The following is an 18,866-nucleotide window of genomic DNA, read 5'->3' as shown; positions in this document are numbered from 1 at the left end:
GGCTGCAACTGGCCGGCCGCGTGGCGACGTCGCTCGGCGTCGTCGTCCGGTACGTGGATCCGTTGTCGGGCACGGAGTCCGTGGTCGAGCCGGTGGCGGCGCCCGCGCCGCCGCCCGTCCAGCCCCGGCCGAGGGAGCCGGTGCCGTGGCTGACCGGGCTGACGGTGTCGGCCGCGGGTGCGGTGCTGGTGGTCGTGATGGTGGTGACGCTGGCGGCCACGCTGGCGGAGACGTACTCGCTGCTGGCGCTGGCGTCCAACGTGGTGGTGACCGCGGGACTGCTGCCGTCGCTGTGGCTCATCCACCGGCAGCCGATCTGGCGGTGGGTCGCGTTCGGGGTGGCGGTGGGCATCGGCGTCGCGTGGCTGGCGCTGCCGTTCGTGATCTTCTAGTGTCCCGACCCGGAAATTCGGTGCGTGAGTCGGTGGATCCAGGTTTCTGCCGGCAAAGCGCCGATCCTCCCTCGTACCGGGTTGTACTTGGGTGGATCGGCAGCGTCGCCAGCAGGAAGCTGGGCCGCCGAATTGCGTGCCAGATTTCCGGTTCGGGGCACGAGTGCCCCGTCAGGCCAGCGACTCCAGCCACGTCCGGTGCAGTGCCGCGAACCGGCCGCCGCGGCCCTCGATGAGCTCCTCCGGGGAGCCGTCCTCCACGATGCGGCCGTCCTCCACCACCAGCACGCGGTCCGCGATCAGGACCGTCGACAGGCGGTGCGCGATGATCAACGCCGTCCGGTCGGCGAGCACCGACTCCAGCGCGCGCTGCACGGCCCGCTCCGTCGGTACGTCCAGGCTCGACGTCGCCTCGTCCAGCACCAGCACCGACGGGTCCGCCAGGAACGCGCGTGCGAACGCCACCATCTGCCGCTGGCCCGCCGACAGCCGGCCACCGCGTTTGCGCACGTCGGTGTCGTAGCGCTCCGGCAGCGCCGCGATGAACTCGTGCGCGCCGACCGCCGTCGCCGCCGACTCCACCTCGGCACGGGTGGCCGCCGGGCGGCCCAGCGCGATGTTGTCCGCCACCGAGCCGGCGAACAGGAAGTTCTCCTGCGTCACCGTGACCACCTCGCGGCGCAGCTCCGTGTCCGCGATCTCGCGCAGCGACACGCCGTCCAGCCGGATCGCGCCCGCCGACGGGTCGTAGAACCGGCCGACCAGCTTTGCCAGCGTCGACTTGCCCGCGCCCGTCGCACCGACCAGCGCGACCGTCTGACCGGTGGGAATGTGCAGGTCGAACGTCGGCAGCACCACCGGGGTCGTGGGGGAGTAGCGGAACTCCACCGCGTCGAAGGCGATCTCCCGGCCCGTGTCGCGGGTCGGCAGCGGCCGTGGCGCCGCCGGTTCCACGACCTTCGGCTCCTCCTCCAGCACGCCGGAGATCTTCTCGAGCGCCGCGATCGCCGCCGTGTACGAGTTCGCGAACATCGCCAGCTCGTCCAGCGGGTCGTAGAACCGGCGCAGGTACAGGGTGAACGCGGTCAGCACGCCAAGGGCGAGCCCGCCGTCGACGACCCGCACCGCGCCGATCGCCAGCACGATCGCCAGCGTCAGGTTGCCGACCAGCCGCACGGTCATCGTGAACCGCGCGACCACGATCAGCGCTTCCTTGTTGGCCGCGCGGAACCGGTCGTTGAGCTCGGCCATGATCGCCTCGTTGCGGCCCTCGCGGCGGAACGCCTGCACCGCGCGCATGCCGTTCATGGTCTCCACGAACTGCACGATGATCTTGGCGATGGCGCCGCGGGTGTTCCGGTACGCGTGCCGCGACCGGAGGTAGAACCAGCGCGTCACCCAGATCAGCGGCACCAGTCCGGCCAGCACGATCAGCGCCAGCGGCACGTCGAGCACCAGCAGCATGATCGCGATGCCGACCACCGACAGGATCGCGGTGAGCAGGCCGTCGAGCCCGTCCTCCAGCAGGTCGTGCAGGGAGTCGATGTCGCTGGTCATGCGCGAGATGACCTTGCCGGAGGTGTACTTCTCGTGGAACGAGAGCGACAGCCGCTGCGCGTGGGAGAAGACCCGCTGCCGCAGGTCGAGCAGCACGTCCTGCCCGAACCGGCCCGCGACCTTCAGGAACCCGAACCGCGTGCCCGCCGCGCCGAGCCCGGAGAACACGTACGCGCCGACGCACCACGCGAGCACGGTCGTGTCGCCGCCGATCGCGTCCGGGATGCCGGTGTCGATGGCGACCGCGATCACCAGCGGGCCGACCAGCGTCAACACGTTCTCCAGCACGACGAGCCCGAACGCCAGCAGCGCGATGCCCAGCCTCGGCCGCACCAGCGAGACCAGCAGCCGCCGCGAACGGGCCTGCAGACGGCCGCTGACGAGCGTGTTCAGCTCCTCGTTGTCCTCGGCCGCGACGCCCCGCCACTGCTCTTCTTCCTCGGTCGGCGCACTCACGCGACCACCTCGTTCCGTGCTTCCTCCATTGTGGACAGCAAGGCGCGGTACTCCTGGTTCTTGGCAAGGAGCTCCGAGTGCCTGCCCACCGCGGCGATGCGGCCGTCGGCGAGCAGCGCCACCCGGTCGGCGAGCTGCACGGTGCTCGGCCGGTGCGCGACCACGAGCGCGGTGACGTCGGTCAGCACGCTGCGCAGCGCGTGCTCGACCTCGGCCTCAGTGTGGACGTCCAAAGCGGACAGCGGGTCGTCCAGCACCAGCACCGACGGCTTGCCGACGACCGCGCGGGCCAGCGCCAGCCGTTGCCGCTGCCCGCCGGACAGCGAAAGGCCCTGCTCACCGATCCGCGTGTCCAGGCCCCACGGCAGGTCGTCGACGAAGTCCGCCGACGCGACCTGGAGCGCCTGGCGCACATCGGCTTCCGTCGCGCCGGTCACGCCGAGCGCCACGTTCTCCCGCACGCTCGCGGAGAACAGCACCGGCTCCTCGAACGCCGTCGCCACCACCGAACGCAGGTCCGCGAGGGCCAGATCGCGCACGTCGACACCGTCGACCGTGACCCGGCCGCCGGTCACGTCCGCGAGCCTGCCGACCAGCCCGGTCAACGTGGTCTTGCCGGAGCCGGTGGCGCCGACCAGCGCGATCGTCTCACCGGGCCGCAGGTCCAGGGTGATGCCGCGGAGCACCTCCTCTTCGCTGCCCGGATACGTGAAGCGGACGTCCTCGAACCGCACGTGGCCTCGGGCGTGCGCGGGCAGCCCGCGTGGTTCGGCCGGGTCGGTGATCGTCACCTCCGCGTCGCGCACCTCCCAGTAGCGGCTGGAGGCGGTCGCGGCCTGGTTGGTCTCGGCGAGCAGCCAGCCGATCGAGTCGGTCGGCCAGCGCAGGTAGGTGGCGACCGCGACGCCGGCGACCAGGGTGCCGACGGTCATCGTGCCGTCGACGATCGCGAACGTGCCGAACAGCAGCTGCCCGCCGATCGCGATCTCCGGCAGCACGATGATCCCCGCCCACAGCAGGCCGACGACGTGCACCTTGCGCAGCTCCGTGGTCCGGAGCGCCTTGGCCTCGCGGGTGAACCGGTCGGCGAGGTGGCGGCCGCGGCCGAACGCCTTCAGCACGCGGATCCCCAGCACCGACTCCTCGACGGTGGTGGCGAGGTCGCCGTTCTGGTCCTGCGCGCGGCGGGCGAGGACGGCGTACTTCGACTCGTACAGCGTCGAGATCAGTACCAGCGGCGCCGAGCACGCGAGTGAGATGAACCCGAGGACCGGCGACAGGACGAAGAGGAGGACCAGGCCCACCACCAGCGTCACCGTGTTGACGATCAGGAAGATGAACGCGAACGCGATGAAGCGGCGCAGCGTCGACATGTCCGACACGGCGCGGGACAGGAGTTGCCCGGACTGCCAGCGGTCATGGAACGCGATCGGCAGGTGCTGTAGATGGTGGTACAGGTCGTCGCGGAGCTTCGCCTCGACACTCGTACTGGGACCGGCGATGAGGCGCCGCCGCGTGTAGAACAGAACCGCCTCACCGGTGCCCAGTGCGGCGACGATGATGATCAGCCAGGTGAGTTGGGTCGTGTCTCGGTCGGCGACCGGGCCGTCGAGGATCCGCTGGATGAGCAGCGGGATGGTGAGCCCGCAGATCATCGAACCGAAGATGGCCGTGCCGGAGCCGATCATGCGGCCGCGGACCGGCCGGAGATAGGCGCCGAGACGCCGCAGAGCTGCGATGTTCGAGCTGCGGGCAGGTTGATGTGACTGGGTTGTGCTCATGATCTCCCCACGGTGCCGCTCCCGACGGTAGGCGAGACGCCTCCGCGCGGCATCTGGTTTTCGCTGCCAGAGTGCGACCTCGAGTGCGGTGGAGGTCAAGGCTGCGGGATCATTCGGACATGACGCGACCGCAAGAGGTGCGCTTCCTGCGCACCCAGTCGACGATGGCATACCCGGCAGGTCGGCTGCTCGCGCTGCGCGACGGGGGGCTGAACGTCCTCGCCCCGGACGGCTGGACCCGCCTGCGCACCGAACGGCCCCGCGGTTCGACGTGGCTCACCCGCGAGGAAGCCGAGGACTGGTGCGAACGCGAGGGCTGGCCACTGCACCTGCTGAACGAGGTCCCGCACCAGGGCCGGGTCTGACCGCAGCGCGGCGGGCACGGCCTCTCGGGAGGACGCGCCCGCCGTGTCTGTCAGCGGTTGCTGCGGGTGCCCAGCAGGACGTCTTCCCAGCTGGGGACGCTCGGCCGGGCCTTGCGGCCCTTCTTGCGGGCCGGTGCGGCGGGCGCGGGCGGCGGGGTTGGTTCGGCCTTCGCGGCCGGGGTTTCCTCCGCTGCTTCCTCGACCTCGGGCACGGCTGAGGGCGCAGGCTCCACTTCCTCCGGTGCGACCGGGCTCGCCGCGGCCGGAGCCGGTGCTTCCGCCGGGCGCGCGGCGGAAGCGGCCTGCTCCTCGGAAGTGGCGGGCGTGGCCGGTTCCTCCGCAGCCGGGGACGGCAGGGCAGCGGGGGTGACCGGCGCCGCGGTCGCCGCGGCCGGTTCGGGTTCGGCCTGGCGGACCGGCTCCGGGGGAGCCTCTACCGGACCTTCCTGGCGGACCGGCTCCGCCGGGAGTTCTGCCTGGTGGACGGGCTCGGCGGGGCGTTCGGCCTGGACCGGCTCGGCCGGGCGTTCGGCCTGGACCGGCTCGGCTGGGCGTTCGGCCTGGACCGGCTCGGCCGGGCGCTCCGCCTGGACCTGCTCGGCTGGGCGTTCGGCCTGGACCTGCTCGGCCGGGCGCTCCGCCTGGACCGGCTCCGCGGGGCGCTCGGCCTGGCGGACCTGCTCGGCAGGGCGCTCTGCTTGGCGGGTGGGCTCGGCTGGGCGTTCTTCCTGGTAGGCGGGTTCCGGGTGGCGCTCGGCCGGGCGCTCCGCATGACGAACCGGCTCCGCGGCACGTTCGGCCTGGCGAGTCGGCTCCGCAGGGCGGTACTGCTCCGGCTCGCGGTAGGACTCGGTGCGGTACTCGCGTGGGTAGCCGCGGCCGTACGCCTCCTCGACCGGCAGCTCCTGCTGCCCCACCAGGCCGACCGGCGAGGCGTCGTCGGTCAGTTCGAAGTCCTGTACGAAGTCCTGCTCCTCGACCCGGCGGGGTGGCTCGCCACCGTTGACCGCCTGTCTGCGGGGCTCCGCCACCTGCAGTGCCTGCGCCGCCAGCTCGGTGACCGGGCGAACGGTGCGGAGGCCGCGGTTCGGGTTCGGGTCGAGCAGGTCCAGGGCGTGATCGTCGAGCGGGGTGACCGTGCCGCCGTGGGCGCCGGGGTGAAACGACCAGTGGGCGTGGTTGTTGGACCGCCCTGCCGTCCAGGTGAGCTGGACGACCCACTTGCCGTCCTCGCCCTTCCACGAGTCCCAGACCGCCGCGGCGTAGTCCTGGCCCCGGGCGGTGAACGACTGGGCGACGACCTCGCCGAGCTCCTGGACATCCGGCCCGTCCTCACGCACGGGGTGCGCCCGCTGGGCCAGCTCAGCGGTGCGGGATCGCTCGAGCAGCACCGGGTACGCGAACCGCTCGACCCGCTCGGGCGGTACGCCGGCCGCTGCCGCGACCTGCTCAACTGACTCTCCCGCACGGATGCGGGACTGGATCTCACGAGGACGCATCTGGCTCTCCAGCTCGATGGCGATCTGGCCGAGTCGGGTGATGTCTCCTCTGGCCGCCGCACGCAAACGTTCGTCCGCGGGGACCTGAAAGCGCTCGCCGCGATCGGACTCGAGGATGACGATCTTGCCATCCTCTCCGAGTCCGACGACCCGCAGCGCACGCATCGTGGCCTCCTCGAGCGTCAGAACAGACTCCACCTCGCCAGCTGCTCACGTTAGATCGGCGGGTCGCCTTGACGGGCTAGGCGCGCCGAGTAACGTGCCCTGTTCCCACCGATCCTGCCCGTTCAGGTTCACGCACGCCAGGTCATACCGGTGATCTTCTGGTACGCGTCGACGTACCTGGCGTGGGTGGCCGCCACCACGTCCGGCGGGATCTCCGGCCCTGGCGGGTTCTTGTCCCAGCCGGTGCCCGCCGCCCAGTCGCGCACGAACTGCTTGTCGTACGCGTGCTGCTGGCGGCCGGGCTCCCAAGAGGACAGCGGCCAGAAGCGGGACGAGTCCGGCGTCAGCACCTCGTCGGCCAGTGTCAGCTCGCCGTCGGGATCGGTGCCGAACTCCAGCTTCGTGTCCGCGACGATGATCTCGTTCTCGGCGGCCCGCGCGGCCCCTCGGCCGTAGACCGCGAGCGTCAGGTCCCGCAACCTCGTCGCCGTCGACAGGCCGACGACCGCGGCCACGTCGTCGAACGTGGCCGGGGCGTCGTGACCGCCGTCGGAGACCTTGGTCGTCGGCGTGAAGACCGGTTCCGGCAGGCGGGAGCCCTCGACGAGGCCGCGTGGCAGCGGCACCCCGGAGATCGCGCCGGTGGCCTGGTACTCCTTCAGACCGGAGCCCGCGAGGTAGCCGCGGGCGATGCACTCGAACGGCACCATCTCCAGGCGGCGGCAGCGGATGGCCCGGCCCGCGAACTCGGCGGGCACGTCCGTCGCCGACACGAGATGGTTCGGCACGATGTCGGTCAGCTGGCCGAACCACCACACGGACAGCTGTGTGAGCAGCGCACCCTTGTCCGGGATCGGGGTCGGCAGCACGACGTCGTACACCGACACCCGGTCCGAGGCCACCAGCAGCAGGTCGTCGCCGTCGGAGTAGATCTCCCGGATCTTCCCGCTGTAGACGTGCTGCACTAGTGCCCCGAACTGGAAATGCGGTGCGTGAGTCGGTGGATCCAGGTTTCTGCCGGCAAGGCACCGATCCTCTCTCGTACCGGGTCGTACTTGGGTGGATCGGCAACGCCGTCAGAAGGAAGCTGGGCCGCCGAATTATGTGCCAGATTTCCGGTTCGGGGCACTAGATGCGCTCCACCAGCCAGTCGACGCACCGGGTGAGCGCCGTGACGTCGTCGGGGTCGATCGCCGGGTACATCGCGACGCGCAGCTGGTTGCGGCCGAGCTTGCGGTACGGCTCGACGTCGACGACGCCGTTCGCGCGCAACACCTTGGCGATGGCCGCCGCGTCCGTGCCCTCGGCGAAGTCGATCGTGCCGACGACGTTGGACCGGTGCGCCGGGTCCGCGACGTACGGCGACGCGACCGCCGAGGAGTCCGCCCACTCGTACAGGCGCCGCGCCGACTCGGCCGACCGGCCGGTGGTCCACTCGAGACCGCCACCCGCCAGCATCCAGTCGATCTGCTCGGCCATCAGATACAGCGTGGCGATGGACGGCGTGTTGTAGGTCTGGTCCTTGAGCGAGTTCTCCAGCGCGGTCGGCAGCGACAGGAACTCCGGCACCCACCGGCCGCTCGCGCCGATCTCCCCGACCCGCTCCAGCGCGACGGGGCTCATCAGCGCGAACCACAGGCCACCGTCGGAGGCGAACCCCTTCTGCGGGGCGAAGTAGTAGACGTCGTAGTCCTCGGCCTTGACCGGGAGACCGGTGGCGGCCGAGGTCGCGTCGATCGCGACCAGCGCCCGGTCCGACCCGTCGGGCCGGAACACGGGCACGGAGACACCGGTCGAGGTCTCGTTGTGGGCCCAGCCGACCACGTCGGGGCCCTCGCTGTAGACGATCTCGGGTGCGGTGCCCGGCTCGGCCGTCGTGACCACCGGGTCCTTGAGGTACGGCGTGGTGACGGCCTTGGCGAACTTCGAGGAGAACTCACCGAATGTGAACGCCTGCGCCTGCTCGCGGACCAGGCCGAACGCGAGCGCGTCCCAGAACGCCGTGGTGCCGCCGTTGCCGAGCACGACCTCGTAGCCGTCGGGCAGGGAGAACAGGTCCCGCAGCCCGGAACGGACCCGCCCGACCAGGGACTTCACCGGCTTCTGCCGGTGGGAGGTGCCCATGATGGCCGCGCCGTCGGTGGCGAGCCGGGCCAGCTGCTCCGGCCGCACCTTGGACGGGCCGGAACCGAACCGGCCGTCGGCGGGCTTGAGGTCTGCTGGAAGCACGAGATCGGTCGAGGTCTGCGTCATCGGGACGGCTTCTCTCCACGTGATGAGGGGTGTGTCTGCGGGCGCCGTTGCCGCCCTCAGTCTCCTCCATGCGCCCCGAGGGCCACTCGCGGCCCACCTGTCGGGCGCTGGACTCCCACCTGCTGGAACGGCAGGTTCACGCTGACCCGCAGGCCGCCGCCGGGATTGGGTACCGCCGACACCTCGCCGTCGTGGGCGTGCACGACCGACCGCGCGATCGAAAGGCCGAGCCCGGCGCCCGCCCGGTGCGCGGTCCGGTCCGCGTCGAGCCTGCGGAACGGCTCGAACAGGCCCGCGACCGCCGCGGGGGGCACGTGCGGGCCGGTGTTCGTGACCACGAGCGCGGGCCACTCACCGACCTCGACCAACACCGAGCCGCCCGGCTCGTTGTAGTGGATGCCGTTGTGTACGAGGTTCGTGACCAGGCGTTCCAGCAGCACGGGGTCGCCCGCGACGAACCTCGGCCCGAGCCGGGACGCCACGGTCACGCCCTGCTCGTCGGACAGCGTGCTGGCGCCGTCGAGCACGGCCGCCACCACGTGGTCGAGGCGGACCGGCTGGCGGCTGGTCAACCCGCGGTCACTGCGGGCGAGCACGAGAAGTCCGTCGATCAGGCGCTCGGTTCGCTCGTTCGTGTGGAGTAGGTGCGCGCCGAGTCGCATCAGTTCGGGGCTCGCGGCCGGGTCGGCCATCGCGACCTCCACGATCGTGCGTTGCACGGCGAGCGGAGTGCGCAGCTCGTGGGAGGCGTTGGCGACGAACCGGCGCTGGCTGTCGAACGACGCGGCGAGCCGGTCGAGCATGCCGTCGAACGTGTCGGCCAGCTCCTTCAGCTCGTCGTGCGGGCCGTCGAGATTGATCCGCCGGTCCATCCGCTCGGCCTCGAGGCGCCGCGCGGTCGCGGTGATCCGCTCGACAGGACGCATCACCCGGCCCGCCATCAGCCAGCCGAGCAGCGCGGCCATGGCGCCGACCAGCAGGAGCGCGATGCCGGAGATCAGCAGCACGGTCTGGATCGCCGACTCGCGGTAGCCGGCGACCGCGCCGTCCACCGCCTGGATGGTTACCGTCGTGGTCGGCTCGCCCCCCGCGTGGTCGGAGACCACGTTCTGCGCGTACGACGACGACTGCGGCAGCGCCTGGCTGACCAGCGCGTAGTTGACGAGCAGCAGGATCACGCCCGCCAGCAGGAACAGCCCGCCGAAGGTCAGCGCGAGACGCGTCCGCACCGACAGGACAACGGCCGCTCCTCGCAAGCCCCGGGCGGCCGCGGCATCATGGTTCGCTCCGCTCACGACGACATCCGGTAGCCCGCGCCCGGCACGGTCTCGATGACCGGCGGGTCGCCCAGCTTGCGGCGCAGCGTCATGACCGCGACGCGGACGGCGTTGGTGAACGGGTCGGCGTGTTCGTCCCACGCCTTCTCGAGCAGGTCCTCGGCGCTGACCACCGCGCCGCCCGCCCGCATGAGCACCTCGAGCACGGCGAACTCCTTCCTGGACAGCGGCAGGTGCCGCCCGTCGCGCGACGCCTGGTGGCGTGGCCGGTCGAGCAGCACACCGGCGCTTGTCAGCACGGGCGGCAGCGCCGGCATGGCGCGCCTGCCGAGCGCCTGGACGCGTGCGACCAGCTCGGCGAACGCGAACGGCTTGGTGAGGTAGTCGTCGGCACCGAGCGCGAGGCCGGCGACCCGGTCGATGATCTCGGTGGCGGCCGTCAGCATCAGCACCTTCGCCTCGCCACCGGCCGACACCAGCGCCCGGCACACGTCGTCGCCGTGCGTGCCGGGAAGGTCCCGGTCGAGCACGACCACGTCGTAGGCGTGCACACCGACCCGCTCCAGCGCGGCGTCGCCGTCGTAGCAGACGTCGACGGCCATCGACAGCCTGCGCAGACCCTCGGCGACGGAGTCCGCGAGGAGCCGCTCGTCCTCCACGACCAGCACCCGCATGGGCGTCAGTGTGCGCCCTTGGGGGATAAGGCCCGGATAAGCGATTTCGCTTAGCGCCGCCGAATCGCCCGGCTCGTAGAACTGCTGCCATCGAGTGAAGGGAGATCGAGATGGGCACACGTTGGCGGATCGCGGTACTGACCGGCCTGTTCGCACTGGTCACCGCATGCGGTGGCGGGGGTGACGGCGACGACGGGGTCGCGTCGCTCTCGGAGGGGAACACGCCGAGCTCGACGAAACCCGAGCAGGAGGGCGACGACGTCGACCAGATGCGGGCGTACGCGAAGTGCATGCGTGAGCACGGTGTCGACATGCCGGACCCGGAGGTCTCGCAGGACGGCGGCATCGGGATGTCGGTCAACGGCGGCGACAAGGCGAAGGTCGACAAGGCGGACAAGGAGTGCAAGGACCTGATGCCCAACGGCGGTGAGCCGGAGAAGGCGTCGCCGGAGGACCTGGACCGGATGCGCAAGGAGGCGCAGTGCCTGCGTGACCACGGCATCGACGTCAAGGACCCGACCATGGACGACCCCGGCATCAGGATCGAGGGCAGTGGTCCCGACGACGACAAGTTCCAGAAGGCCATGGAGGAGTGCGGCGACGGCAAGGGGTCGGTGTCCGTGGGCGGTGGCAAGTGACCGGTCCGCACGCGATGCGCAGCAGGCGGCGCGTGCGCTGGGCGGTGGCAGGCGTGACCGTGCTTGCGGTGCTGGGGGTCGGCACCGCGGTGACGGTGACCAGGCTGGGAAACCGGCCGGCCGCCGCGGCGCAGGCACCCGGCGCGCCCGCGACGGCCGACGTCCGCAGGATGGACCTGGCCGAGCGGGAGACCCTCACCGGCGAGCTGGGTTACGGCGCCGCGCAGACGCTGACCGGCCGCCGCCCCGGCACCGTGACCGCGCTGCCGGCACAGGGCGCCGTGCTCCACCGCGGTGCTGTGCTCTACGAGGCGGACGCGCGGCCGGTCGTCCTGTTCCTCGGCGGCCTGCCGCTGTACCGGACGGTCGGCGCGGGCATGACCGACGGGCCGGACGTGAAGCTGGTCGAGGAGAACCTTCGCGACCTCGGCTACCGAGGGTTCGGCACACCGGACGAGGAGTTCACCGCGAACACCGCGGCCGCGATCGGGAAGTGGCAGAAGAAGCTCGGCGTCGAGAAGACGGGCGCCATCGAGCTCGGCGATGTCGTGGTGGCACCGGGCCCGATCCGGGTCGCGACGCTGACCGCCACGCTCGGCGCCGAGGCCACGGGCCCGATTCTCGGCTACACGAGCACGCTCCGATTGGTGACCGTCGACCTGGACGCGTCGCAGCAGGACCTCGCGCCGGTCGGCGCGAAGGTCGCGCTGACGATCGACGGCAAGCAGGTGGCGGGCACGGTCACCGCGATCACCGTCACGCCCGCCGGCGACGAGCCGGGTGCGGAGGCCGGGTTCACCGCGACGGTCGCGATCGGCGACCTGGCCGCCATCGGCGCCGCCGACGCTGGCTCGGTCGACGTCGTGGTCACCTCGGCCGCACGCCATGGCGTGCTGGCCGTGCCGGTCGGGGCGCTGCTGGCACTGGCCGAGGGCGGGTACGCGGTGGAGCTGCCGTCGGGGAAGTTGGTCGCGGTCACCACCGGGCTGTTCGCGGACGGGCTGGTCGAGGTGTCCGGTGACGGCCTCGCCGATGGCATGACGGTGGTGACGACGTCGTGATCGAGCTGCGGAAGGTGACGCGGACGTACCCGGGCGGGGTACGGGCGCTGCGTGAGGTGACGCTGTCGATCGGCTCGGGGGAGCTGGTCGCGGTGGTGGGGCCGTCCGGGTCGGGGAAGTCGACGCTGCTGCACCTGATGGGCACCCTCGACCGGCCGTCGTCGGGGGTGGTCGAGATCCAGGGGCACGACGTCGGCAGGCTGTCCGACCGGAAGCTGTCGGCGCTGCGGTCGGAGTGGATCGGGTTCGTGTTCCAGCAGTTCTTCCTGACGCCCGGTCAGTCCGCCGTGGACAACGTGGCGACGGGCCTGACCTACACCGGGGTTCCGGGCCGGGAGCGGCGCGGGCTGGCGCTGGCGGCGCTGGAGAAGGTGGGGCTGTCGCATCGCGCGTGGCACCTGCCTTCCGAGCTGTCCGGTGGTGAGCGGCAGCGGGTCGCGATCGCGCGGGCGATCGTGAACGAGCCCGCGCTGGTGCTGGCGGACGAGCCGACCGGGAACCTGGACAGCCGAACGGGAACGGAGATCCTGCGTCTCTTGCTGGACCTGCGGGACGGCGGCGCGACGGTCGTGATCGTGACGCACGACCGCGAGGTGGCGGCGGCACTGCCGAGGCGGATAGAAGTCCTCGACGGCACCGTCCGCCTGGACACGGGGCTGGTGCGGCTGTGACGACACTGCTGCCCAGACCCCGGCGCCTCGGGCCCGCCGACGTCGGCCGCCTCGGCGCGCACGGGATGCGGACCCGGCCGCTGCGGGCCGTGCTGTCCGCGCTCGGGATCGGCATCGGCATCGCCGCGATGGTGGCGGTCGTGTCGATCCCGGCGTCGAGCAGGCAGGCGCTGCGGGACCAGCTCGCGACGCTCGGCACGAACCTGCTCACCGCGGCCCCTGGCCAGACGATGATGGGTGACGCCGCGTCGCTCCCGGCGACCGCGGTGCCGATGGTCGCGAGGATCGGTCCGGTCACCTCGGTGTCCGCGACGGGGATCGTCGAGGCCACGGTCCGCCGCACCGACCGCGTGCCGGAGGCCGAGACGTCCGGCGTCGCGGTTCTGGCCGCCCGCAACGACTTGCTGCGGGTGCTGCGTGGCAGCCTCCACGATGGCCGGTTCCTCGACGCGGTGACCGAGCGCTTCCCCTCGGTCGTGCTCGGCTCGGTCGCGGCGACCCGGCTCGGTGTCGGCGCTGGCGACCAGGTGTGGCTCGGCGGCCACTGGTTCACGGTCGCGGGGGTGCTCGACGCGATGCCGCTCGCGCCGGAGATCGAACGGGCCGCGCTCATCGGCTGGCCCACCGCGCGGGACCTCGGCTTCGACGGCCATCCCACGACGATCTACGTGCGGGCCGACGACGCCTCGGTGGAGGACGTGCGCGGCGTACTCGGCGCGACGATCAACCCGAGCGCGCCGGGCGAGGTGCGGGTGTCACGGCCGTCGGAAGCGTTGGCCGCCAAGCGGTTCACGGAGACCTCGTTCAGCGCGCTGTTCCTGGGGCTCGGCGGGGTGGCGCTGCTGGTCGGCGGTGTCGGGGTGGCGAACACGATGGTGATCTCGGTGCTGGAACGCAGGCGCGAGATCGGGCTGCGGCGGGCGCTGGGCGCGTCGCGGCGGCAGGTGCGCGGTCAGTTCCTCGCCGAGTCGGTGCTGTTGTCACTTCTCGGCGGGGTCGTGGGAGTGCTGGTCGGGGTCGGGGTGACCGCCGGTTACGCGCTGACCCGGGACTGGCCCGCGGTGTTCCCGCCGATCGCGTTGCTTGGCGGGGTGGCGGTAGCGGCCGTGGTGGGTGCGCTCGCGGGCGCCTACCCCGCGATGCGCGCCGCACGCCTGTCCCCAACGGAGGCTTTGGCATAGCCATGCCCGCACTGGTGGCTGGGGAAACACCCCCCAGCCACCAGCGCATCTCGCCAACCACACGGATCGTGCCAGTGAACCCGCGAGTCCACGGTTCGGAACCCGCGAGTCCACGGTTCGGAACCCGCGAGTCTGTCGTTCAGAACCGGTGAGTTGGCGCTTCGGCGCGTGCACGAACCGCCAACTCGCGAGTCCCGAACCGCCAACTCGCGAGTCCCGAACCGTGGACTCGCGGGTCCCCAACCGCCAACTCGCGAGTCCCGAACCGTGGACTCGCCGGTCCTGAACCGTGGACTCGCGGGTTCTGAACCGTGGACTCGCGGGTCCCCAACCGTGGACTCGCGGGTTCTGGAACGTGGACTCGCGGGGTTTGTTAGGCGGGTTTGCGGTGGCGGATTACGAGCATCGTGCCGATGCCACCGCCCACCAGTAGCAGGCCGATGAGGATTGGGGCGAACACCGAGGCGCCGGTTTCGGCCAGATCGTCGTTCTTCGGCTGTGGGACCGGTGCGGCCTCGGTCGTCGTGGTGACCGGCGGGGCCGTCGTCGTGGTGGGTGGCGTCGTGGTCGCGGTCGTCGGCGGGGTGGTCGGGGCGGCGGTCCACTCGGCGCCCGCACCCGCGGTGAGCGTGGTCTTCTCCGACTTCGCGACGATCAGCGACTGCGTCGGGTGCCTGGCGTAGTCCTGCCCGACGAACAGGCGGCCGGTGTCGACGGCCGAGGACACGGTCAGCTCGAACGAGCCCGCGCCGTCCGCCGCACCCTCTGGCACGTCCAGGAACAGCTCGGCACCATCGGTGATCGTGGCGGCGGTCCACTCGGTGCCGTCCGCATCGGTGATCTTCACGCCGTCCGGCAGGTTCGCGGTCAGCTCCTCGATCGTGCCGGAGGTGGTGACGGTGAACGGACCGATCCGCCCGCCTGCGGCGCCGGACAGCCCGGCCGGGCTCACCGCGAGGGCCGGGGCCGACTGCTCGCCGATGCCGGTGTTCTCGGCGCCGGTCAGATAGTCGTAGAGCGCGAGCGCGTCCACGGCGTCCTGCTCGTCGGAGCCGTCACCGGAGAGCGGGTCGGTGCGGTCGAGGTCGACGCCGTCGCTGAAGTGCCAGACCGCGGCCTGCGTCGCGGCGACCGCCTCGAACACGTCGATGCCGTCGTGTGCGGCCGGGAACCGTGCGGTCAGCGCGGCGAGGCTCTGCGCGGGGTAGCCGTGGTGCAGTACCCAGTTGATCTTCGCGCGGTTCTCGTGGAACGGGGAGTCCTCGTCGGGGTAGTGGTCCCAGGGCTGCTCGACCATGTCGCGCTCGTCGTCGATGTCCGTGTGGATCTCGACGCAGTACATGCCGAGCTTCGTACCGTCGGATAACGCGAAGCCGAGCAGGTTCGTGGGGATCGTGCCGAGCCAGTCGTCGCCGACGTTCACCAGGTAGCCGATGACGTTCGCGTCCGGGTCGACGGAACCGGTGACGGGTTCCGCCGTCGCGGGCGCGCCCGAGGCAAGGAGAAGGGCCGCGGCGCCGACGACGGCCGCGGCGATTCTGTTGGGCATGAGGCTCCTATGAGTTCATCCCCGACAGAATGACAGCCGCACGGTACCCCGGCGTGTCAACGATATTGGGCGCAGGTCGGACCTGTCCTCAGTGGACGACACTCAGTCGCCGGGTCGCCACCCGCGGTCATCGACGCCGCCGGGGATCGGGGCCTTCGGGTCGTACGGGGTGCGGGTGAAGATGAACGTCGCCAGGTCGAGATGGCTCACCGCACCATCGGCATGGTGGTGCAGCCGCAGCGTCTCGCCCGCGTAGTACCCGTCAAGGCCGAGCCACGTGCCATCGCCCGTCGGGCGGAAGCGGGAGCCGCGGCCGTTGCCGGACACCGGACGCAGGTCGACCCACCCGCCGGACAGCAGCCGCAGCACGAACGTCATCGGGCCCCAGTACCACGAGCCCGTCAGCGACAACAGTTCCGGCGACACGTCGGACAGCGGCCGCCATTCCGCGGGCAGCGCGGGCTCGTAGTCGTCCACGAGCTTCAGCAGGTCCGTCGTCAGCGCCGAGGCACCGACGCCGGACGTCGCGTTGGTCAGCGCCAGCGCGCCGGTCGTCGTCGCCGGGTCCACCACCACACTCGCCAGGAACCCCGGCATCGAGCCGCCGTGGCCGGCCAGCCTGCGGCCGCCGTCACGCCACGTCTGGAAACCGAGGCCGTAGCCGGTGGTCCACGCGGCGCCGTCCTCGACCGCCGCCGGGGCACGCATCTCGTCCACGGTGTCCGGGTGCAGCACGGTGCCCGAGTCGCCCGCGATGAAGCGCAGCCAGCGGGACAGGTCCGTCGCCGTCGACCACAGCTGGCCGGCAGGCGCCATCGCGCCCGCGTCCGGGGTCGGTTCCGGCAGCAGCACGTCCGCGTGCGGGTGCACCGCCCAGCCAAGCGCGTGCGGCGCCTCGGGCATGGGCGTGGTCCGGTCCATTTCCAGCGGCGCAAGGATCTCCGTCCTCAGCGCGTCCAACCAGGACGTGCCGCGCAGCTCCGCGACCAGTTGCCCGAGCACGCCGTAGCCCACGTTCGAGTAGTGGAACCGTTCCCCCGCACGGTGCTTGACCACGTTCTCGTCGAGGTGGTCGAGCAGTGCCGGCCAGTCGCCGCCGACGCTGCGTTCCCACCACGACCCCGGCGACTCGGACGTGAGGCCGCCCGTGTGCGACAGCAGCTGCGCGATGGTGAGGTGCCCGAACGACGTCCCGGCCACGTGCTTGTCCAGCGAGTCGTTCAGGTCGACCCTGCCCTCGTCGCGCAACCGCATCACCAGCACCGCGATGAACGACTTCGTGATCGACCCGATGCGGTACTGGGTGTCGGTGGTCGGCGTGGCCCCGTCGACCTCGCCGCGTGCCCCGCTCCACAGCACGTCGCCGCCCCGCACGACCGCGGTGACGAGTGACGGCGCCCGGTTCTCCGCCTGTTCGGCGGCGACACGTCGGAGCAGTGCGAAGTCGGTGGTCTGGAGCATGGCTTGCATTCTTACCGAATAATCCTCACGATCGCGCGCCGGCAAGGGCGTTACCAGTTGCCGCTGCCGACTGTCGGCTGGTCCTGCGGGTCTCCTCGCCGGAAAGGCAGGCTGATGTCCCGAAAGGACGCTTTCAGGGGGCGTCGAGCGTCCCGAAAGCGTCCTTCAAGGGCATCGCGAAGGGGGTCAGTACTGCGTGACCGTGTCCCAGCCCTCGACCTCTTCCGGGCCGCGCGGGCTGGGGCCGATGTACTTCGCCGACGGGCGCACCAGCCGGCCGGTCTGCTTCTGCTCCAGGATGTGCGCGCACCAGCCCGCGGTCCTGGCACAGGTGAACATCGCGGGCATCATGTGCGGTGGCACCTGCGCGAAGTCCAGGATGACCGCCGCCCAGAACTCGACGTTCGTCTCGATCGCGCGGTCCGGCCTGCGCTCGCGCAGCTCCGTCAGTGCGGCCTGCTCCAGCTTGGCGGCGACCTCGTACCGCTCGGCGCCCAGCTCCTTGCAGGTCCGCCGGAGTACTCGGGCGCGTGGGTCCTCCGCCCGGTAGACGCGGTGGCCGAAGCCCATCAGCCGGTCGCCCCGGTCGAGGATGGACGACACCACCTTGCGGGCGTCGCCGACCTTCTCGACCTCTTCGATCATCGGCAGTACGCGGGCCGGGGCGCCGCCGTGCAGCGGGCCGGACATCGCGCCGATGGCGCCGGACATGGCCGCAGCGACGTCCGCGCCCGTGGACGCGATGACGCGGGCGGTGAAGGTCGACGCGTTCAGGCCGTGTTCCGCGGCGGACACCCAGTACGCGTCGACGGCACGCACGTGCGCCGGGTCGGGTTCGCCGCGCCAGCGGGTCATGAAGCGTTCGGTGATGGTCGAGCACTCGTCGATCCGCTCCTGCTTCACCGCGGGCCTGCCGATGCCGCGCGCCGACTGCGCCACGTACGACAGTGCCATCACGGACGCGCGGGCGAGCTGCTCGCGGGCCTCGGCGTCGTTGACGTCCAGCAGCGGCTGGTAGTCCCAGATCGGGGCGAGCATCGCGAGCGCGGCCTGCACGTCCACCCGCACGTCACCGGTGTGCACCGGGATGGGGAACGGTTCCGCGGGCGGGAGGCCCTGGCCGAAGCGACCGTCGACGAGCAGTGCCCACACGTCACCGAAGGTGACTTTGCCAGCCAGGTCCTCGATGTTCACGCCCCGGTAACGCAACGCGCCGCCGTCCCGGTCGGGTTCCGCGATTTCCGTGCGGAAGGCGACGACGCCCTCCAGGCCGGGACGGAAGCCGTCGTCCGGCTCCGCCTTCGCGGGAGTGTCCTCGACCTGCCGCACCGCGCTGTGCATCGTTAATCCAGCCTCTCGCCAGTCCCCGAACAACTCGCGCGGCTTGCGCTCACATTGCGTCCCCCAGCGCCGCGCGGTTCACCAACCTTCCTCCTCTTTCCACCACCCTGGCAATTGCCCCGACCGGTGGTTTCGGTCACGATTAAGGAGAACGATTCAGAACCGCGGCGTCTCCAGCACGTAACACGTGCGTTTCCAGCACGGAACACGGCAGGAGTCGGTGGTAGACACTTTCCATGCACCTGACCCCCCAGGAACGCGACAAGCTGCTGGTTCTCTTCGCGGCCGACGTCGCGCGCCGCAGGCTCCAGCGCGGTGTCCTGATGAACCACCCGGAGGCGGTCGCGCTGATCACCGAACACGTGATCGAGGGCGCGCGGGACGGGCGGTCGGTGAGCGACCTGATGGAAACCGGCCGCTCGGTGCTTTCTCGAGCGCAGGTCATGACCGGCGTGCCCGAGATGATCGACTCGGTTCAGGTGGAGGCCACGTTCCCGGACGGCACGAAGCTCGTGACCGTCCACAGTCCGATCGTCTAGAGGAGC

The 18,866-nt window shown here is 71.3% G+C and carries 17 protein-coding genes; 7 read left to right on the top strand and 10 right to left on the bottom strand.

Annotated elements, in window-relative coordinates; genetic code table 11:
• Window positions 1-392: DUF2537 domain-containing protein (locus WBA97_RS23525; RefSeq protein ID WP_424233062.1), on the top strand; the 392-nt coding region annotated here is incomplete at its 5' end.
• 171 nt (window positions 393-563) lie between these two features.
• Here the strand turns inward: WBA97_RS23525 and WBA97_RS23520 are convergent.
• Window positions 564-2,405 carry an ABC transporter ATP-binding protein gene (locus WBA97_RS23520; protein ID WP_424233061.1) on the bottom strand — a complete coding sequence of 614 codons (1,842 nt, stop codon included), beginning with the start codon at window positions 2,403-2,405 and terminating at the stop codon, window positions 564-566.
• Window positions 2,402-4,186, bottom strand: coding sequence for an ABC transporter ATP-binding protein (locus WBA97_RS23515; RefSeq protein ID WP_424233060.1), 1,785 nt, complete (start codon window positions 4,184-4,186; stop codon window positions 2,402-2,404). The genes WBA97_RS23520 and WBA97_RS23515 overlap by 4 nt, the downstream gene beginning before the upstream one ends.
• A 119-nt stretch (window positions 4,187-4,305) precedes the next feature.
• On the opposite strand from WBA97_RS23515, the gene WBA97_RS23510 reads away from it, so the two are divergent.
• Window positions 4,306-4,551, top strand: a complete 246-nt coding sequence (locus tag WBA97_RS23510) for a hypothetical protein (protein WP_424233059.1) — start codon at window positions 4,306-4,308, stop codon at window positions 4,549-4,551.
• Window positions 4,552-4,601: 50 nt separating this feature from the next.
• Here WBA97_RS23510 and sepH read toward each other — a convergent pair whose 3' ends face one another.
• The 5 genes from sepH to WBA97_RS23485 form a co-directional block, all read right to left on the bottom strand.
• Entirely contained in the window at window positions 4,602-6,215 is a 1,614-nt protein-coding gene (sepH, locus tag WBA97_RS23505; protein WP_424233065.1) for a septation protein SepH, read from the bottom strand.
• Between the two features lie 128 nt (window positions 6,216-6,343).
• On the bottom strand, window positions 6,344-7,180 hold the full coding sequence (locus WBA97_RS23500) for a phosphoribosylaminoimidazolesuccinocarboxamide synthase (protein WP_424233058.1): 837 nt from the start codon (window positions 7,178-7,180) through the stop codon (window positions 6,344-6,346).
• 163 nt (window positions 7,181-7,343) lie between these two features.
• Window positions 7,344-8,468 (bottom strand): phosphoserine transaminase, encoded by a 1,125-nt coding sequence (gene serC, locus WBA97_RS23495; RefSeq protein ID WP_424233057.1) that lies wholly within the window; start codon window positions 8,466-8,468, stop codon window positions 7,344-7,346.
• Window positions 8,469-8,524: 56 nt separating this feature from the next.
• Complete coding sequence (locus WBA97_RS23490) at window positions 8,525-9,703, bottom strand: sensor histidine kinase (RefSeq protein ID WP_424233064.1); 1,179 nt, start codon at window positions 9,701-9,703, stop codon at window positions 8,525-8,527.
• 56 nt (window positions 9,704-9,759) lie between these two features.
• Window positions 9,760-10,419: a response regulator transcription factor gene (locus WBA97_RS23485; protein ID WP_424233056.1), complete on the bottom strand. Its 660-nt coding sequence runs from the start codon at window positions 10,417-10,419 to the stop codon at window positions 9,760-9,762.
• 110 nt (window positions 10,420-10,529) lie between these two features.
• Here WBA97_RS23485 and WBA97_RS23480 point away from each other — a divergent pair, with 110 nt between their 5' ends.
• From WBA97_RS23480 to WBA97_RS23465, 4 genes are all read left to right on the top strand, one after another.
• Window positions 10,530-11,057, top strand: a complete 528-nt coding sequence (locus tag WBA97_RS23480) for a hypothetical protein (protein ID WP_424233055.1) — start codon at window positions 10,530-10,532, stop codon at window positions 11,055-11,057.
• Window positions 11,054-12,118: a peptidoglycan-binding protein gene (locus tag WBA97_RS23475; protein ID WP_424233054.1), complete on the top strand. Its 1,065-nt coding sequence runs from the start codon at window positions 11,054-11,056 to the stop codon at window positions 12,116-12,118. Before WBA97_RS23480 ends, WBA97_RS23475 begins: the two co-directional genes overlap by 4 nt.
• A complete protein-coding gene (locus tag WBA97_RS23470; protein ID WP_424233053.1) occupies window positions 12,115-12,789 on the top strand; it encodes an ABC transporter ATP-binding protein in 675 nt (224 codons plus the stop codon). Before WBA97_RS23475 ends, WBA97_RS23470 begins: the two co-directional genes overlap by 4 nt.
• A gap of 65 nt (window positions 12,790-12,854) precedes the next feature.
• Window positions 12,855-13,970, top strand: coding sequence for an ABC transporter permease (locus tag WBA97_RS23465; protein WP_424233063.1), 1,116 nt, complete (start codon window positions 12,855-12,857; stop codon window positions 13,968-13,970).
• A gap of 373 nt (window positions 13,971-14,343) precedes the next feature.
• On the opposite strand, the gene WBA97_RS23460 is transcribed toward WBA97_RS23465, so the two are convergent.
• The 3 genes from WBA97_RS23460 to WBA97_RS23450 all read right to left on the bottom strand — a co-directional run bounded on the left by WBA97_RS23460 (window position 14,344) and on the right by WBA97_RS23450 (window position 18,321).
• Window positions 14,344-15,519: a thioester domain-containing protein gene (locus tag WBA97_RS23460; protein WP_424233052.1), complete on the bottom strand. Its 1,176-nt coding sequence runs from the start codon at window positions 15,517-15,519 to the stop codon at window positions 14,344-14,346.
• A 102-nt stretch (window positions 15,520-15,621) separates the two neighbouring features.
• Window positions 15,622-16,980, bottom strand: a complete 1,359-nt coding sequence (locus WBA97_RS23455; RefSeq protein ID WP_424233051.1) for a serine hydrolase domain-containing protein — start codon at window positions 16,978-16,980, stop codon at window positions 15,622-15,624.
• A 186-nt stretch (window positions 16,981-17,166) separates the two neighbouring features.
• Complete coding sequence (locus tag WBA97_RS23450; RefSeq protein ID WP_424233050.1) at window positions 17,167-18,321, bottom strand: citrate synthase 2; 1,155 nt, start codon at window positions 18,319-18,321, stop codon at window positions 17,167-17,169.
• A 236-nt stretch (window positions 18,322-18,557) separates the two neighbouring features.
• Here WBA97_RS23450 and WBA97_RS23445 point away from each other — a divergent pair, with 236 nt between their 5' ends.
• Entirely contained in the window at window positions 18,558-18,860 is a 303-nt protein-coding gene (locus WBA97_RS23445; RefSeq protein ID WP_424233049.1) for an urease subunit gamma, read from the top strand.
• Window positions 18,861-18,866 lie beyond the last annotated feature (6 nt).

This window comes from Actinophytocola sp. (assembly GCF_049647105.1).
Taxonomy (GTDB): domain Bacteria; phylum Actinomycetota; class Actinomycetes; order Mycobacteriales; family Pseudonocardiaceae; genus Actinophytocola.
Note: the sequence above shows the minus strand (reverse complement) of the source record. Positions and strands in the feature narration are given on the sequence as shown.

What these genes read in the sequence shown, in the direction of transcription:
- WBA97_RS23515 (WP_424233060.1), bottom strand. Translation starts at nt 4,186, where the DNA reads ATGAGCACAACCCAGTCACATCAACCTGCCCGCAGCTCGAACATCGCA.
- WBA97_RS23510 (WP_424233059.1), top strand. Translation starts at nt 4,306, where the DNA reads ATGACGCGACCGCAAGAGGTGCGCTTCCTGCGCACCCAGTCGACGATG.
- sepH (WP_424233065.1), bottom strand. Translation starts at nt 6,215, where the DNA reads ATGCGTGCGCTGCGGGTCGTCGGACTCGGAGAGGATGGCAAGATCGTC.
- serC (WP_424233057.1), bottom strand. Translation starts at nt 8,468, where the DNA reads ATGACGCAGACCTCGACCGATCTCGTGCTTCCAGCAGACCTCAAGCCC.
- WBA97_RS23485 (WP_424233056.1), bottom strand. Translation starts at nt 10,419, where the DNA reads ATGCGGGTGCTGGTCGTGGAGGACGAGCGGCTCCTCGCGGACTCCGTC.
- WBA97_RS23480 (WP_424233055.1), top strand. Translation starts at nt 10,530, where the DNA reads ATGGGCACACGTTGGCGGATCGCGGTACTGACCGGCCTGTTCGCACTG.
- WBA97_RS23465 (WP_424233063.1), top strand. Translation starts at nt 12,855, where the DNA reads ATGCGGACCCGGCCGCTGCGGGCCGTGCTGTCCGCGCTCGGGATCGGC.
- WBA97_RS23460 (WP_424233052.1), bottom strand. Translation starts at nt 15,519, where the DNA reads ATGCCCAACAGAATCGCCGCGGCCGTCGTCGGCGCCGCGGCCCTTCTC.
- WBA97_RS23455 (WP_424233051.1), bottom strand. Translation starts at nt 16,980, where the DNA reads ATGCTCCAGACCACCGACTTCGCACTGCTCCGACGTGTCGCCGCCGAA.
- WBA97_RS23450 (WP_424233050.1), bottom strand. Translation starts at nt 18,321, where the DNA reads ATGCACAGCGCGGTGCGGCAGGTCGAGGACACTCCCGCGAAGGCGGAG.
- WBA97_RS23445 (WP_424233049.1), top strand. Translation starts at nt 18,558, where the DNA reads ATGCACCTGACCCCCCAGGAACGCGACAAGCTGCTGGTTCTCTTCGCG.